The organism is Lysinibacillus sp. 38-6 (assembly GCF_046245175.1).
GTDB lineage: Bacteria > Bacillota > Bacilli > Bacillales_A > Planococcaceae > Lysinibacillus.
This window is the reverse complement of the sequence record NZ_CP176417.1, coordinates 1,207,676-1,221,235: the sequence shown is the minus strand read 5'-3', so window position 1 is coordinate 1,221,235 and position 13,560 is coordinate 1,207,676. Positions and strand designations below refer to the sequence as shown.

Sequence of the window (13,560 nt, the reverse complement as noted above, 5' to 3'; positions counted from 1 at the left end):
TTTTTAACTATAAATAAAAATAGACACAGCTATACATAGCACCACATCCAGCTAACACAAAGAGATGCCAAATCATATGATTATAAGGCAGCGAGCGCCAAGCGTAAAAAATTGCGCCAATTGTATAGAGCAAACCACCAGCTAACAATAGGGTAAAGCCGTGACTACCTAAAAAATGATAAATTGGCTGAATGGCAAAAATAATAAGCCAGCCCATACCGATATAAAAAATCAGGGATAGTTTGGCAAAGCGATGAATAAAAAAGCATTTAAATAGAACGCCAAGTAGGGCAAATGTCCAAATAATAATTAGTAGAATGATTCCTAAGTGTCCACCTATGGCAATTAATAAAAATGGTGTGTAAGTCCCTGCAATTAAAATGTAAATAGAGGAATGGTCAAGAATGGAGAAGAAGTTTTTATATTTTGCAGGCATACTATGAAGCAAAGTGGACATTAGAAACAAAATAATAACCGATGCACCGAAAATACTAAATGTTGTCACATATAGGGCACTTCCATTTTGTATAGCAGTCAATATTAAAATAACAAGAGCAGGAATACTTGCAAGAAAACCAATACCATGTGTAATGGCATTCCACAATTCTTCCTTCCATGTTTTATAGTCAAATGCATCCATTCGAGCAAACACTCCTTTCATCGTCCATTTACTATAGTCCAATAATGCGCGATTGCCTATGTGCATTTGTCATATATTTACTTATATAAATGTCATATCGATTTCTAGAGGAAATTGTTAGACAAATTTAATGAAGAAAGGCTATAGTATCGAAGGGAGTGTTATGAAAAAGACTAGAAATAGACACTTGAGATGACAAATGTCATGTTTACATATGGAAACATTAGTCTATATAATAATTTTTAATGATGTTAAAGGATGTGTCAAAGTGGGACGAATTCATATAGTAACGGACTCAACTTGTGATTTAACGAAAGAAGAAGTAGAGAAGCACGGTATACATATTGTGCCGTTAACAATTCAAATCGATGGGAAAACATATATAGATGGTGTTGATTTAGCACCACAACCTTTTTTAGGTTTAATGAAAGATGCGAAAGAATTACCGAAAAGTTCGCAACCTGCACCAGGGAAATTCAAAGAATTATATGACGAACTTGGTAAAGATGGTGATCAAATCCTGTCGATTCATATGACAGGTGGCATGAGCGGAACCGTTGAGTCAGCTCGACAGGCTGCCCAAATGACGGATGCAGATGTTACTGTTATTGATTCACGTTTTATTGCTATTGGACTTGCTATTCAATTACGAGAAGCGATTAAAATGCGTGATGCTGGAGCGACTGTACAAGAAATCGTCACACGTTTAGAGAAAGTGCGCGACAATACACATTTATATGTCATTGTTGATACGCTAGAAAATCTTATTAAAGGTGGTCGAATTGGAAAAGGGACAGGCTTTATTGGCTCTTTGCTAAATATTAAGGTGATTGCCAATTTAGAAGGTGGCGCATACAACCCTGTGTCAAAGGTTCGCAGTCATAAACAAGTCGTCAACTACCTATTCAAACAATTCCAAGCTGATACGGCAGGTAAAACAGTAAAAGCTGTAGGAATTTCACATGCGGATGGCTTAATAACAATGGGGAATCCATTAAAAGAACTCATTGAAGGAACAGGTTTTAATGATGTAGAAATTGCCTTTACCTCACCGATTATTTCTACACATACGGGTCCGGGTGCCATCGGATTTATTTATTTTTCAGAATAATTGACAAGAGCTGCTACATAAGTAATTGTAGTGGCTTTTTTAACGCTTGTCGTGGCTAGATTAGAAAAAGCGAATATAAAAAAGTGAGGTAGTTGCTTGGATTTTCTTGCTAAACTGAAGCATCGTCGCTTTTCATTGGCGCGACAACTAATTATAATAGAATTAATAGTAAAGGATGGAAGGTGGTCAAATGGGCATTTGGCGATTTACTTTGTCATGTTTGACCGTCTTAGTACTAAGTGGTTGTGCAATATCAATAGATGAACCGAATCAGCCTGCTGATGAACAACAAGAGCAGGCAGGGACGGAGCAAGATATGAGACAGGATGAGCAACAAGCAGAAGAGGAGACAAAACCCTCTAGTAATGTATTGACGCAAATTTTCGAACATTTTTTTGAGCCTTCACCAGAGGATTTACGGCAAATTGATGATGACAACGCAAAACAACTACACTACTTGGCACTTGGCGATTCTTTAACAGATGGTGTCGGGGATGAGTATAGTCAAGACGGTTATGTTGGTAGATTAGCAGATTCAATGCTAGCTTGGACGTCAATATCGGAAGTAGATGTTGATAATCGAGGCAAAAGAGGTAGACGGAGTGATCAGCTATTAAAATTAATAAAAAAAGGGCATTATGATGAAGAGTTACAACAAGCGCAACTGATTTCATTAACAATGGGTGGCAATGATGTCATGAAAGTTGTCAAACAAGATCTTTTTAATTTAAAACGAGACGCTTTTGATAAGGAATTATTAACCTATGAGAATCGCTATAGTAAAATTATCGCTGGGATTCGAGCAAAAAATCCGACTGTACCGTTACTGCTCATTGGCTTTTATAATCCTTTCTCCATTGTCACAAATGAGGCAAATGAGTTTGATACAATTATTACTGAATGGAATGACGTCATTAAAAAAGTAGCAAGTAAAGATTCTAATGCTTGTTATGTCTCAGTAGAAGACTTGTTTGATTCAAACGAAGAACTCGTTTATCATACAGATTTCTTTCATCCGAATGCAAAAGGCTATGATAAAATGACAGAGCGAATATTAGCAGCAATGGAGCAATGTAAAATGGAACAAAAAATTAATAAGGAAATAGGCTTCGAGGAGTGACAAAATGAATAAATGGAAATTCGCATTTTTTGCGTTAGCAGGTATGGTTCTTTTTTCAATCCTCCTCGTCGTTTATTTAGCAACGAAACCAGTTGATGGATTTGATTCAGCGAAGAGTGCAACAAGTAATAATGAAGTAACAGGCAATGTACTGGTTGTCCAAACAACTACGAAAGAACTGGAGTCTATTACAAAGAAATATTTAAAAGACTCAGCTAAAGGTTCGCCCTTACCATTGGACTTTTCCATCGGGGATGATATAGAATTACGCAGCAAATTAACAGTATTTTATACAGAAATCCCGATCTCCATGAATTTTGAACCGATTGTTGATGATAAAGGAAATATTATTTTAAAACAAACAGGCATGAATGTGGGGCTATTAAATATTCCACCGGAAACGACCATGAAAATAATGAGAGATTCGGTGGATTTCCCTTCGTGGATTACGGTTAATCCAAATAAAGCGGAAATTTATATTGATTTATCGCGTGTCAATATTGCTTCAGGATCACGTGTACGAGCGAAGGAATTAGACTTACCAAACGATAAAATATTACTGGAAATTATCGTCCCTGGTGAATAAGGAGTGAAAAGAAATGGCAATGCAATATGCAACATTTGCAGGTGGATGTTTTTGGTGTATGGTGAAGCCGTTTGATGAAACACCCGGCATTGAAGCCGTAGTTTCAGGTTATACAGGTGGACATGTAGAAAACCCAACGTATGAACAAGTCTGTTCGGAAACGACTGGACATGTCGAAGCGGTGCAAATTACGTTTGACGATGATATTTATTCATACGAACAGTTACTTGCAACGTTTTGGACATTAATTGACCCAACAGACGCAGGCGGACAATTTTATGATCGTGGACAATCCTATACGACGGCTATTTTTTATCATGATGAAGAACAGCGTGAATTAGCTGAACGTTCAAAAGCTGATTTAGAGGCATCGGGTAAGTTTGATAAGCCGATTGCTGTAAAAATTTTACCTGCTAGCACTTTTTATGCTGCTGAGGATTATCACCAATATTATTATAAAAAAAATCCAATGCACTATGAACGATACGCAGTAGGATCTGGTCGAAAAGCATTCCAAGAACAGCACTGGGGGCATAGAAAATGAATAAAGAACAACGATTAAAAGAACTAACGGATATGCAGTACTATGTCACACAGGAAAATGGTACGGAACCACCGTTTCGCAATGAATATGATCAGCATTTTGATGAAGGTATTTATGTAGATATTGTCTCAGGCAAGCCGTTATTTAGCTCACTTGATAAATTTAATTCAGGCTGTGGCTGGCCAGCTTTTGCCAAACCAATAGCGAAAGAGCAAGTGACGGAGCATTTTGATACATCCCATGGCATGCGGCGTGTAGAAGTACGGAGCAAAGAAGCTGACTCTCATTTAGGACATGTCTTCCCAGACGGTCCACAAGAGTTAGGTGGCTTACGTTATTGCATTAACTCAGCAGCGCTTCGTTTTATTCCAAAAGCTGATTTAGAGCAAGAAGGTTACGCAGAATATTTATCATTATTTAAAAAATAACCATTCCGTGTACCAATATAAAAAAGAATGTCTCCAGCGAGACATTCTTTTTTTATCTTTAAATTTTAAATGCACCCACGACGTTGCGTAAGCTATCTGCTTGGTGGGCTAATTCTGTAGCCGCTGCATTGATTTCTTGCATAGAGGCAGAGCCTTGTGTAGCGGCAGCTGCAGACATTACCGTGTTAGCTGCAGTTTGATCAGCATAGGCGTTAATATGCACGAAATCATTTGCGACAGCATTACTATAATCAAGTGTCTGCGCTATTTTTTCAACCATTGTTGCAATAATTGTCGTTGTTTCTTGTGTTTGGATAAGGATGTTGGATAGCGACTGGTTTGTTTCATTTGTCACTTCGACCCCTCGAATTACTGTTGTCACACCTTCATGATTTTGCGTAATAATGGATGCTACTTCATCTTGTATTGACTTCACAATTGTTGTTACCTCTTTTGCAGCGGTTTGTGATTGCTCAGCCAGCTTACGTACTTCATCTGCTACAACGGCAAAGCCACGGCCATGTTCGCCAGCACGCGCAGCTTCAATCGCTGCATTCAATGCAAGTAAATTCGTTTGTTCTGAAATGGCTGTAATCGTTCCTATAATCGAAGTAATATTGGCTGATTTTCGACCTAGTGCTTCTACCGTTGTAGAGGTAGAGGCAATTGTTTCTTCTATAGACTGCATGACTAAAGTAGATTGTTGAACAGAGCGACTTCCTTCATCAGCTGCTTGTTGCATGGCAAGTGAAGCGCGTTGAACCGCATTAGCTTGCTCTGTTAATTGATGCATCGAATGTTCTAAATCACTCATTTTTTGTTGAGCACTATTCATACTTGTTATCGTATTCTCACTATCACTCGCAATATCCGCACTTGCATCCGCAATATTTTGGATGGTGCGGGCATTTTCGTCCGCTAATGACATAAGTTCTTGACTACTGCTTGACACATGGTCAGCAAGCTCGCTAACACGTTTAATGAGGTTTGAAATCGATATGATTAGGGTATTGGTAGAAGTAGCAATCGTAGAAAATTCGTCGCGATTGCGTACATGAACGCGTCTAGTTAAATCTCCACCAGCTTGCGCAATATCCAAAATGGAGTGGTTAATAGCTCGCGTATTGTTTTTTAACGATTTAAATAACATAAAACCAAAAATGATAATGGCAATAAGACCGATAAGCGAGACAATGATAAAAGAAGTATTGGATAAAGTGATTTGTTTGTTCAATTTATTAAGCTTGGCTTTATTCGACTTGTCCATGACTTCGTTTATGGCTTCAATATTTTGATCGATATGTAATTTCATTGTTTCGCCTGTGCCCTCAAGCATGAGCTTACGAGCCTGTTCTAGTCCAAGTTCATCACGCATCGTCATAACCTTTTTGGAGTAATCAAGATAATTTTTATAATATTGGCCGATCGCTTGAATACGGCCAAGCTCAACGTCTCGGTCTGCGAATTTTTCTTGTAGTGCAGCTATCTTCTTATTGATTGAATCAATTTTCATTTTATATGAAGTAGAATAGCTTCCGTTGCCTGTAATTAAATAGGCTTGTTCCAAGTTCGTTAATCTAGCAATTTCATAAGCCAACTGATTAACCGTTAGTTGCTCTTGGACATTTTTCTCCGTAAAGTCTTTCATTTGCTGTTGGAGATTCGTTATATTGTTGTACGACAATATACCCATTGCGGCGGTAATAAAAATAAGTAGAGAAAATATTATAAGCACTTTGCCGCGAATTAAATGATAAAAACGTTGTCGTTTTTCGGTAGTAGGAGGGAGATTATGCCTACTAGCTTTCGAATCTGAAGCTTTCTTTTTTCTAAAAAAGCCTGATTCTAAGAGAGACGGGCGTTTTCTCGTTGTCTTACTTATCTGTTTCTTGTTTTTCATCGCCATCACCTTCCTAATTTTTGCATTTATGACTATCATTCTAGCGCAAAAAACTAAAAATTTCTATGTTAATTTCACAAAATTTTCATTTTTCAGATAAAAAAGCCGTATATATTGTATGACAATAGTCTAACGAGGTGCAAAAGACTTTTTCCTGTTTTCATGTTTAGGAAAAAATACTTAACGAAAATTGTAGTCCATTTATGACGAAATGAATTTTTTTTGTTAAACTAGCTGAAAGTAAAAATGACAAGAGGAGGGCATTTTTCAAATATGAAAAAAAGCTTTTATTTATATGTATTAACATTCCGCGGAGGGGACTGGTCAGATCCAAAAGTTCGTTTTGCCGAAGAAGTCTTTCATGAACATAACTTTCCTAAACAAAGCATGGATTTTGATGAGCTATCTACATATATCGAAACGTATGCAACTGAAAATTTAACGATTGAAGTGTTTGATGCATTATGGGATTTATATAGTGAACAAGGTCGTTAATGAATCGGAATACTCTAATTATTCTTTCTTTTCTAGTTGCTAGACGTCTAGCATTGCGTAAATACGTGAAACAAAGTATTATTTATAGTGATAACTGACAGAAAAGAGGGATTGCAGTATGAGTATTCATATTAATGCAAAAAAAGGCGAAATCGCTGACACTATTTTACTTCCGGGAGATCCACTACGTGCAAAATACATTGCCGAAACGTTTTTAGAAGATGTTACTTGCTATAACGAAGTTCGCAATATGTTTGGTTATACAGGTACGTATAAAGGCAAACGTATTTCTGTACAAGGTACTGGTATGGGTGTGCCTTCGATTTCCATCTATGCAACAGAATTAATGCAAGAATATGATGTGCAAAAATTAATTCGCGTAGGTACTTGTGGTGCAATTCAAAAAGATGTAAAAGTACGCGATGTCATTTTAGCTCAAGGTGCAACAACTGATTCTCGTATGAATCAAATCATTTGGGGCAACAATATTGACTTTGCACCAATCGCAAACTTTGACTTATTATTAAAAGCTTATAACGCAGGGAAAGAAGCTGGATTAAGCCTTCAAGTTGGTAACATCTTCACAGCAGATATGTTCTACTCTGATGAACACCAAAATGAAAAGCTTGCTAAATACGGTGTTCTTGCAGTTGAAATGGAATCTGCTGCACTTTACACACTAGCAGCTAAATTTGGCCGCCAAGCACTATCTGTTCTAACAGTAAGCGACCACATCATTACAGGTGAAGTAACGACATCTGAAGAGCGTCAAACAACATTCAACGACATGATCGTTGTTGCGTTAGAAGCGGCTATTCAAGAGTAGTTGATATAGCAAGGTTTTAAAGGCTTTAAAATTTAAAAATCAGTGAGCAAGTGACCCGAGGCGACGAAAAAGAGACAATCTTTATTTCGTTGAATAGGTCACTTGCTTTTATTTTGTCCTGTTCTGTTAAATGACTGTAGGTATTCCCGATTTTTCGAAGGTTTAAATACTTTATAACTTTCTTCTCCACTCTTATAAATGATGTAAAGCTGAAATTATTTCATCACTAAGGTATGAAGGCAGATAATGAAAAAAATAAATGGTTAGTAGTTAAAATTTTTGACTTAGTGACGAATTAAAATAATAGAAGAGCATGATATAATAGTTAAAACAGGGGTTGATAAGCTATGGAGTATCAAATTCTAAGTCGAATACCACTTAAAAACCTAATGGATTTAAAGATTGATTTTGCTTTTAAACAGCTTTTTGGTAGTGAACGCAATAAATCGCTCACGATTGTCTTTCTCAACGCACTATTACAGCGTACGGGTAGAAATACAATAAAAGAGGTCACGTTTATTAACCCGAAGTTGGTGGGGAGCATAAAGAAGATAAACAATCACGCTTAGATATTGTCGTGAAAACACAAAATGAAGAGTACATTAATATTGAAATACAACTAGCGAATAAAAATGATATGTTCAAACGAACGTTATATTATTGGTCAAGGCTTTACAATTCGCAGTTACAAAAGGGCAAAGGTTATCATACACTGAATCCAACCATTACAATTAATATTTGTGATTTTACATTGTTTAAAAATCATGATCATTACCATAGTACGTATCATTTATATGAAGATACGACATTGCAACGTGTACAAAAAGCAGATGAGGTTTTGGAAATTCACTTTATTGAAATGAACAAATTTTTAAAAACGTGGCTAATGGGAGAATTAAATCCAATAGAAGATATACTGGCGAAATGGTTACTATTACTGGGAATGGTCGATGGTCGTAAACGGAAAGTATATGAAGATATTTATAAAGTATTGGAGGAATTAGCGATGAAAGACAACCACTTACGTGAAGCATTCCAGGCGTGGGAAGAACTGAGTCAAGATCCAGAATCCATTATTGCCTATCAATCACGAGTTAAATATATCATTGATGAAGCGGCCGCACTCGAAGATGCCAAATATCATGCGGAACAAGCAGGAATTAAAAAAGGCATACAAAAAGGAATGTATGAAGGCATCCAAAAGGGGATGAAAGAAGGAATGGAGAAAGGTATTCAAAAAGGCATCGAGGAAGGAATACAACAAGGAATACAACAAGGGATGCAGAAAGGGATACAAGAAGGTATGAGAGAAATTGCAAAAAAGATGATTGCAAAAGGAAATAGTAATGAAGAGATAGTAGAGTTAACAGACTTAACAATTCAAGAAATTCAAGTGTTAAGACAAGAGATAAAATAAAAATAGATTAAGCTCTAACAGCATTCGAATCCAATTCTTCTGCTTCTGATATGGACGCTGCAAACTACAGTCAATAGAAAGAAGTACTTTTAGCTGCGGATTTAGGCGATGCACCTAATTGTCAAATCGTTAACAACTTAACCTCATTTGAAAATCAAATTCTAAATTTAACGACTTAACAATAGAAAAGTAAAATAGTACTACCTGTCCAAGCTATTAAAAAATGTATTGAATATTAGCAATATGCATCGGAAAAAATGCGGATTTTGCTACTAATGCTCGTCAAAGCAGGCATAAATCTTTGCAAACAATTTCCGAATACTATATCAATCTTAATACTCGAATTTAGATGATTACATTAAAGGCGATTGGCAGGACTAGTAAATCACCCTACCGTATATGGTATAGAGGGTGACTTACTTTTTTTTTGAAAAAGTAAATGACAACGCAAGAATCGTTACAATAAGTGTAGCGAAACTAAACATGAGCGTTATAGACTCATAAACTGTCATTGGAATCATCTCCTTTATCTTCGTTTGAAACGAATTTTTGGAATAAAAGATGACCAATCACCCTTAATAGCTCGACCTACTACATGTAGCAATTATACCAATATTTGCGTTTAATATAAAAAAGCGAACACCTATTCTCTTGTATTTTTATAAGAAAGTTTTTTAATTTGTTATGATGTTTTCTGCCATCTCCGGAAAATCTATCAATGGGTTCCGGTTGCCTTGAAGTTCATGGATAGCTAGGTTGCGATGTTTTTCATAGATAGATACTGGAAAAGATTGATGCCATTTTAACAATAAAGAGACATTCTCTAGATCTTTTTTAATTGTGTTCGGATAGCGAATGAGGAAATAAAGTGTTGCTCTAGCAACGATTCCTTTGCCGTATTCGGGTTCGAATTTACTTTCTTGAGCTTTGCCACAGCCATCTTTGATTCCTAAAATGAATCCTTCAGGGATATAATCGTTGAAATCGTAGTAAGGGTAGTTGCTGCGACTGCTATTGCAAGTAGGTTCGCAGGCAAATAGATGATGCAAGTCTCCTCTCATCGGCTCTTTTTTCTCGAACCATGATTGAGGCACTACATGTTCACAGTTAAATAGATTATCCGTAAAGCTGCTTATTAATCCTTTTGCCTGCATTTCGTGGAGCCGAACGTCCTCCTCTATGACAGAAAGTGGATCCATCCTTTTTCCAGAATAAATGCTTTTTAATGAACCGTTTTCTTGTAAATCAACCCAAGGATACACATAACGGTGCGGGCTGTAGTTTAACTGATTTGTATGTGTTTTTTCAAGCAATGTGTGAAGGTTGTCTAAAACATTAGCATCCATGAATGAAATGCTATGATAGTATTGATTTCTGACTTCGTTATCTTTCTTTTCGTCATAATAGGTTCGATTTTCATTATAGTTTAAAAAGTCTGACTTGGCCGTCTCCCATTCACAGTATAGTAAATTTAGTTTTTCCATTATATTTCCAACGCCTGTGCAAATAATTTTTGGTTGAATACATCCGCTAAGTATTCCTCTGTTGTTAAGTACAGCATTCCATTGCCTTCGAGTTTTGGTGAGTTTCCTAAAGGAATCGTTCTCTTTATTAATTGTGCATACAGCTCAGCCTCTGTCAGATTGCGCTCAAAGTTTCTGTTGGCACTCTCTTTTATGAGTGCAAGTGCACCAGAGATATGCGGTGTTGCCATCGAAGTTCCGCTTAGTTTTGCATAAGTTCCGTTTAAATACGTGGAAAGGATTTCTTCACCAGGGGCTACTAAGTCGACTTCATTATTCGAATTTGAAAAGTTAGAAGATCTGCGTTGGAGATTAATGGATCCGACGCTGATGACTTCATTGTAGCATCCAGGATAGGCTAACTCATTTGAAGAACTTTGTCCATCTCCCTCATTACCAGCAGCACAAACGACTAGAATTTGATTAGTGATTGCTTTTTGAATAGCTTGGTGTAACTCAGGTACATCGACAGAACCTCCGAGGCTCATCGAGATGATATCCACCTTTTGTTCAACTGCATAGTTAATACCATTGATGATCCAGTCGTATTGCCCTGATCCATTTTTATCAAGCACTTTTAAAATCAATAAACTTGCTTCGGGTGCAACACCAACTACTCCGATGCCATTGTTGATTGCAGCGATTGTGCCAGCCACATGGGTTCCATGACCACTATAATCGATGTAGCTATCAGGTTGTCCATCATCATCGCGCGTGAAATTCCGCCCGCCGATAATACGCCCACTCAAATCAGGATGGGTGACGTCGCAGCCTGTGTCCAATATCGCAACAGTGATTCCCTTCCCTTTAGAATTCTCCCAAACTTTTGGTGCAGCAATCAGTTCAATACCTTTTGGCACCACTTCGACCACATCGATCACTTCATTCACATGATACGGAATTAAATGTAACTTTTGCTCCATTTGTATCCCTCCTAAAAGAATTAAGTTTGTAGTGTATTCTTGGTAGTTATCAATATTTTAACAATTCTGAATTTTTATTAACAGTTACAATAGATGTGTTTTTATTCAAAATATCAGATTTTTAATAGTGTAAATAGTATTGGTAACTATTAGTCAATCATGCATAGTAACATCTTAATATTGTGGATGATTGTACTAAAACTAAACTGGGTTAGATAGGGGTAGTAAACTAAGAAAGGAAGAGACTTACGAATTACCATGTTGAACTTGAATAATTTTTGATTTGGAGTGATTTTGTTGATAGTTCCTGTTTTGAAAAGAATTCTATTACGTGGCGAGCCTGAGATAGTAGACGATTTTGTACTCCCTGCAAGTGCAGATATAGGGACTGCTGATTCAGCGGGAGTTGAATATTTTTATTTTAGGATTATAACACCTAAAAAATTACTTTCAATTTTGGGTTTATTGTTTTAAACAATAACTAAACGTTCTTTGACGGCTAATTGAACTAATTTTTGCAATAAAAAATATATATGCATAATAAATAATTGTCAGTAATGATGCAATTTTATATTAGATAAGGTAAAATATGGATGAGTTTATTTTGCACTTAAGGAGAATAACAATGCCAGTCTATAATAAGTTAGTGCGAGATAAAATTTTAGAAATCATAGAGGCGGATGGATTATCGTATAATGCAAGAGTGTTAGAGCCGCAGGATTTTCTGGAAGAAGTGAAAGCGAAAATAATAGAAGAAGCGAAAGAGTTTCAAGAAGCAAAAACGATACAAAACAGTGTAGAAGAATTAGCAGATTTGTTAGAGCTCGTCCATACGGCGATAAATGCATTAGGAATAAGTTATCAAGAATTAGAAGAGATTCGTGCGCACAAGAAGGCTAAACGTGGTGGGTTTGAAAAAGCGATTTATTTAATAGATGTTAAAGATCAATAAATTTTGTAGAGGTGCCTAGCTTGATGAAAACCATGCTGTAAGAACTTGCAGTCATCCATCTTGTCTTGCTAAGCAAAAAGAAGTAAAAGGACAAAACGGAATGTATTATTTCTATACAGAAGAAAATGTCTATATATTTAATGCGAAAGATGGTAGTTACGCAAAAAGAATACATGAAATCATGTTTTTTAATGTCATAATTCAGTAAGTATTCAGTAAAAATGGAACTATTTGTATTCCTAGACGTCTAATGGCTTAATGATAAGTAGTCTACATTGAAAGAAGGGGGTTTGTCATGATTGGCTTACTGAATGTCGGGAGTATAGGGTTAGGATTAGTTGCATGGTTCCTTCCAATAATTTGTCTTTTACAAGTAAAAAACATAACCTTTAAAAAATGGGGACTACTTACTTGTTTAAGTTTCAGTGCTTGTGCTATTGCACTTATATTTCAAATGTATTATAGCTATGATCTTGTAAAGAATGAAGATTGGAGTGCCCTTTTAGACACATCAGAAGCGGTCATATACGCTGCTACTGTTCTTCTAAGTGTAACGATTTTATTAAATAGTATAACGATATTTGTATTTCAAAAAATGCTTCAAACGCGTGAAAGCGGCCAAATCCTTAATGATTTAGAAGTATGAAGGAGAGCAAATGATGGCGGGGAATCATTATTTTCCTCGAGCTATGCAACAACAAAGTTAAATATTTAATAGTGCGGACTTTTTCGCAGGCGAATGGAGCCATTTTAAAGGGGAGTTGTTTAAGCATTTGGCCACAGTGAAAATAATTGAAAGGACAAAAACGATGAAAAAATCTTATACGAAAATTGAAAAGTTAAAATTTATAATTTTTTTAGTCGTTTCTATATTGATGGCAATATTAGTTTTTAAATATGATCATTTCAAGAATATAGTTTTGACATTCTCAATTACAATGATTCTTATAAATAAAATACGAGATGCAAAAAAAGACAAGAAACCAGACTATTTATCAATAGGATTATGGTTATTGTTAACTTTGACAGCGCTGTTAATGACCGTTATGGATTTTATTCAACCTCCAACTAATCAGTAAATATATAGCGTAATGT

The 13,560-nt window shown here is 36.2% G+C and carries 14 protein-coding genes and 1 pseudogene; 10 read left to right on the top strand and 5 right to left on the bottom strand.

The features are described 5' to 3' along the window. Positions 1-7 precede the first annotated feature (7 nt). On the bottom strand, positions 8-640 hold the full coding sequence (trhA, locus tag ACKVEV_RS06290; protein ID WP_409369549.1) for a PAQR family membrane homeostasis protein TrhA: 633 nt from the start codon (positions 638-640) through the stop codon (positions 8-10). Between the two features lie 268 nt (positions 641-908). On the opposite strand from trhA, the gene ACKVEV_RS06285 reads away from it, so the two are divergent. From ACKVEV_RS06285 to msrB, 5 genes are all read left to right on the top strand, one after another. Next, positions 909-1,751 carry a DegV family protein gene (locus tag ACKVEV_RS06285; RefSeq protein WP_409369548.1) on the top strand — a complete coding sequence of 281 codons (843 nt, stop codon included), beginning with the start codon at positions 909-911 and terminating at the stop codon, positions 1,749-1,751. Between the two features lie 190 nt (positions 1,752-1,941). Beyond that, positions 1,942-2,871, top strand: a complete 930-nt coding sequence (locus ACKVEV_RS06280) for a GDSL-type esterase/lipase family protein (RefSeq protein ID WP_409369547.1) — start codon at positions 1,942-1,944, stop codon at positions 2,869-2,871. Positions 2,872-2,875: 4 nt separating this feature from the next. Further along, complete coding sequence (locus ACKVEV_RS06275; RefSeq protein WP_409369546.1) at positions 2,876-3,457, top strand: YpmS family protein; 582 nt, start codon at positions 2,876-2,878, stop codon at positions 3,455-3,457. 13 nt (positions 3,458-3,470) lie between these two features. Further along, the gene (msrA, locus tag ACKVEV_RS06270; protein WP_409369545.1) at positions 3,471-4,001 is read left to right on the top strand and encodes a peptide-methionine (S)-S-oxide reductase MsrA; all 531 of its coding nucleotides are present in this window, start codon (positions 3,471-3,473) and stop codon (positions 3,999-4,001) included. Further along, on the top strand, positions 3,998-4,429 hold the full coding sequence (gene msrB, locus ACKVEV_RS06265; RefSeq protein ID WP_409369544.1) for a peptide-methionine (R)-S-oxide reductase MsrB: 432 nt from the start codon (positions 3,998-4,000) through the stop codon (positions 4,427-4,429). Before msrA ends, msrB begins: the two co-directional genes overlap by 4 nt. 58 nt (positions 4,430-4,487) lie before the next feature. Here msrB and ACKVEV_RS06260 read toward each other — a convergent pair whose 3' ends face one another. Beyond that, positions 4,488-6,329, bottom strand: a complete 1,842-nt coding sequence (locus ACKVEV_RS06260) for a methyl-accepting chemotaxis protein (RefSeq protein WP_409369543.1) — start codon at positions 6,327-6,329, stop codon at positions 4,488-4,490. Positions 6,330-6,602: 273 nt separating this feature from the next. Here ACKVEV_RS06260 and ACKVEV_RS06255 point away from each other — a divergent pair, with 273 nt between their 5' ends. The 3 genes and pseudogenes from ACKVEV_RS06255 (at position 6,603) to ACKVEV_RS06245 (ending at position 9,067) form a co-directional block, all read left to right on the top strand. After that, positions 6,603-6,824: a YozE family protein gene (locus ACKVEV_RS06255; protein WP_409369542.1), complete on the top strand. Its 222-nt coding sequence runs from the start codon at positions 6,603-6,605 to the stop codon at positions 6,822-6,824. A 118-nt stretch (positions 6,825-6,942) separates the two neighbouring features. Continuing rightward, on the top strand, positions 6,943-7,650 hold the full coding sequence (deoD, locus tag ACKVEV_RS06250; protein ID WP_409369541.1) for a purine-nucleoside phosphorylase: 708 nt from the start codon (positions 6,943-6,945) through the stop codon (positions 7,648-7,650). A gap of 347 nt (positions 7,651-7,997) precedes the next feature. Beyond that, positions 7,998-9,067, top strand: a pseudogene (locus tag ACKVEV_RS06245) (Rpn family recombination-promoting nuclease/putative transposase). A 416-nt stretch (positions 9,068-9,483) separates the two neighbouring features. Here the strand turns inward: ACKVEV_RS06245 and ACKVEV_RS06240 are convergent. From ACKVEV_RS06240 to ACKVEV_RS06230, 3 genes are all read right to left on the bottom strand, one after another. Next, entirely contained in the window at positions 9,484-9,552 is a 69-nt protein-coding gene (locus tag ACKVEV_RS06240) for a hypothetical protein (RefSeq protein WP_409370514.1), read from the bottom strand. A gap of 189 nt (positions 9,553-9,741) precedes the next feature. Continuing rightward, positions 9,742-10,551: an endonuclease I family protein gene (locus ACKVEV_RS06235; protein ID WP_409369540.1), complete on the bottom strand. Its 810-nt coding sequence runs from the start codon at positions 10,549-10,551 to the stop codon at positions 9,742-9,744. Further along, positions 10,551-11,513: a S8 family peptidase gene (locus tag ACKVEV_RS06230; protein ID WP_409369539.1), complete on the bottom strand. Its 963-nt coding sequence runs from the start codon at positions 11,511-11,513 to the stop codon at positions 10,551-10,553. Before ACKVEV_RS06230 ends, ACKVEV_RS06235 begins: the two co-directional genes overlap by 1 nt. Before the next feature lie 625 nt (positions 11,514-12,138). Here ACKVEV_RS06230 and ACKVEV_RS06225 point away from each other — a divergent pair. Both ACKVEV_RS06225 and ACKVEV_RS06220 read left to right on the top strand, forming a co-directional pair. Beyond that, the gene (locus tag ACKVEV_RS06225; protein ID WP_409369538.1) at positions 12,139-12,465 is read left to right on the top strand and encodes a phosphoribosyl-ATP pyrophosphohydrolase; all 327 of its coding nucleotides are present in this window, start codon (positions 12,139-12,141) and stop codon (positions 12,463-12,465) included. A gap of 295 nt (positions 12,466-12,760) precedes the next feature. Continuing rightward, positions 12,761-13,111, top strand: a complete 351-nt coding sequence (locus tag ACKVEV_RS06220) for a hypothetical protein (RefSeq protein ID WP_409369537.1) — start codon at positions 12,761-12,763, stop codon at positions 13,109-13,111. The last annotated feature ends 449 nt before the right edge of the window (positions 13,112-13,560 follow it).

Coding starts and splice junctions, on each gene's coding strand:
- msrB (WP_409369544.1), top strand. CDS start 3,998: ATGAATAAAGAACAACGATTAAAAGAACTAACGGATATGCAGTACTAT.
- trhA (WP_409369549.1), bottom strand. CDS start 640: ATGGATGCATTTGACTATAAAACATGGAAGGAAGAATTGTGGAATGCC.
- msrA (WP_409369545.1), top strand. CDS start 3,471: ATGGCAATGCAATATGCAACATTTGCAGGTGGATGTTTTTGGTGTATG.
- ACKVEV_RS06275 (WP_409369546.1), top strand. CDS start 2,876: ATGAATAAATGGAAATTCGCATTTTTTGCGTTAGCAGGTATGGTTCTT.
- ACKVEV_RS06235 (WP_409369540.1), bottom strand. CDS start 10,551: ATGGAAAAACTAAATTTACTATACTGTGAATGGGAGACGGCCAAGTCA.
- ACKVEV_RS06255 (WP_409369542.1), top strand. CDS start 6,603: ATGAAAAAAAGCTTTTATTTATATGTATTAACATTCCGCGGAGGGGAC.
- ACKVEV_RS06220 (WP_409369537.1), top strand. CDS start 12,761: ATGATTGGCTTACTGAATGTCGGGAGTATAGGGTTAGGATTAGTTGCA.
- deoD (WP_409369541.1), top strand. CDS start 6,943: ATGAGTATTCATATTAATGCAAAAAAAGGCGAAATCGCTGACACTATT.
- ACKVEV_RS06280 (WP_409369547.1), top strand. CDS start 1,942: ATGGGCATTTGGCGATTTACTTTGTCATGTTTGACCGTCTTAGTACTA.
- ACKVEV_RS06225 (WP_409369538.1), top strand. CDS start 12,139: ATGCCAGTCTATAATAAGTTAGTGCGAGATAAAATTTTAGAAATCATA.
- ACKVEV_RS06260 (WP_409369543.1), bottom strand. CDS start 6,329: ATGAAAAACAAGAAACAGATAAGTAAGACAACGAGAAAACGCCCGTCT.
- ACKVEV_RS06230 (WP_409369539.1), bottom strand. CDS start 11,513: ATGGAGCAAAAGTTACATTTAATTCCGTATCATGTGAATGAAGTGATC.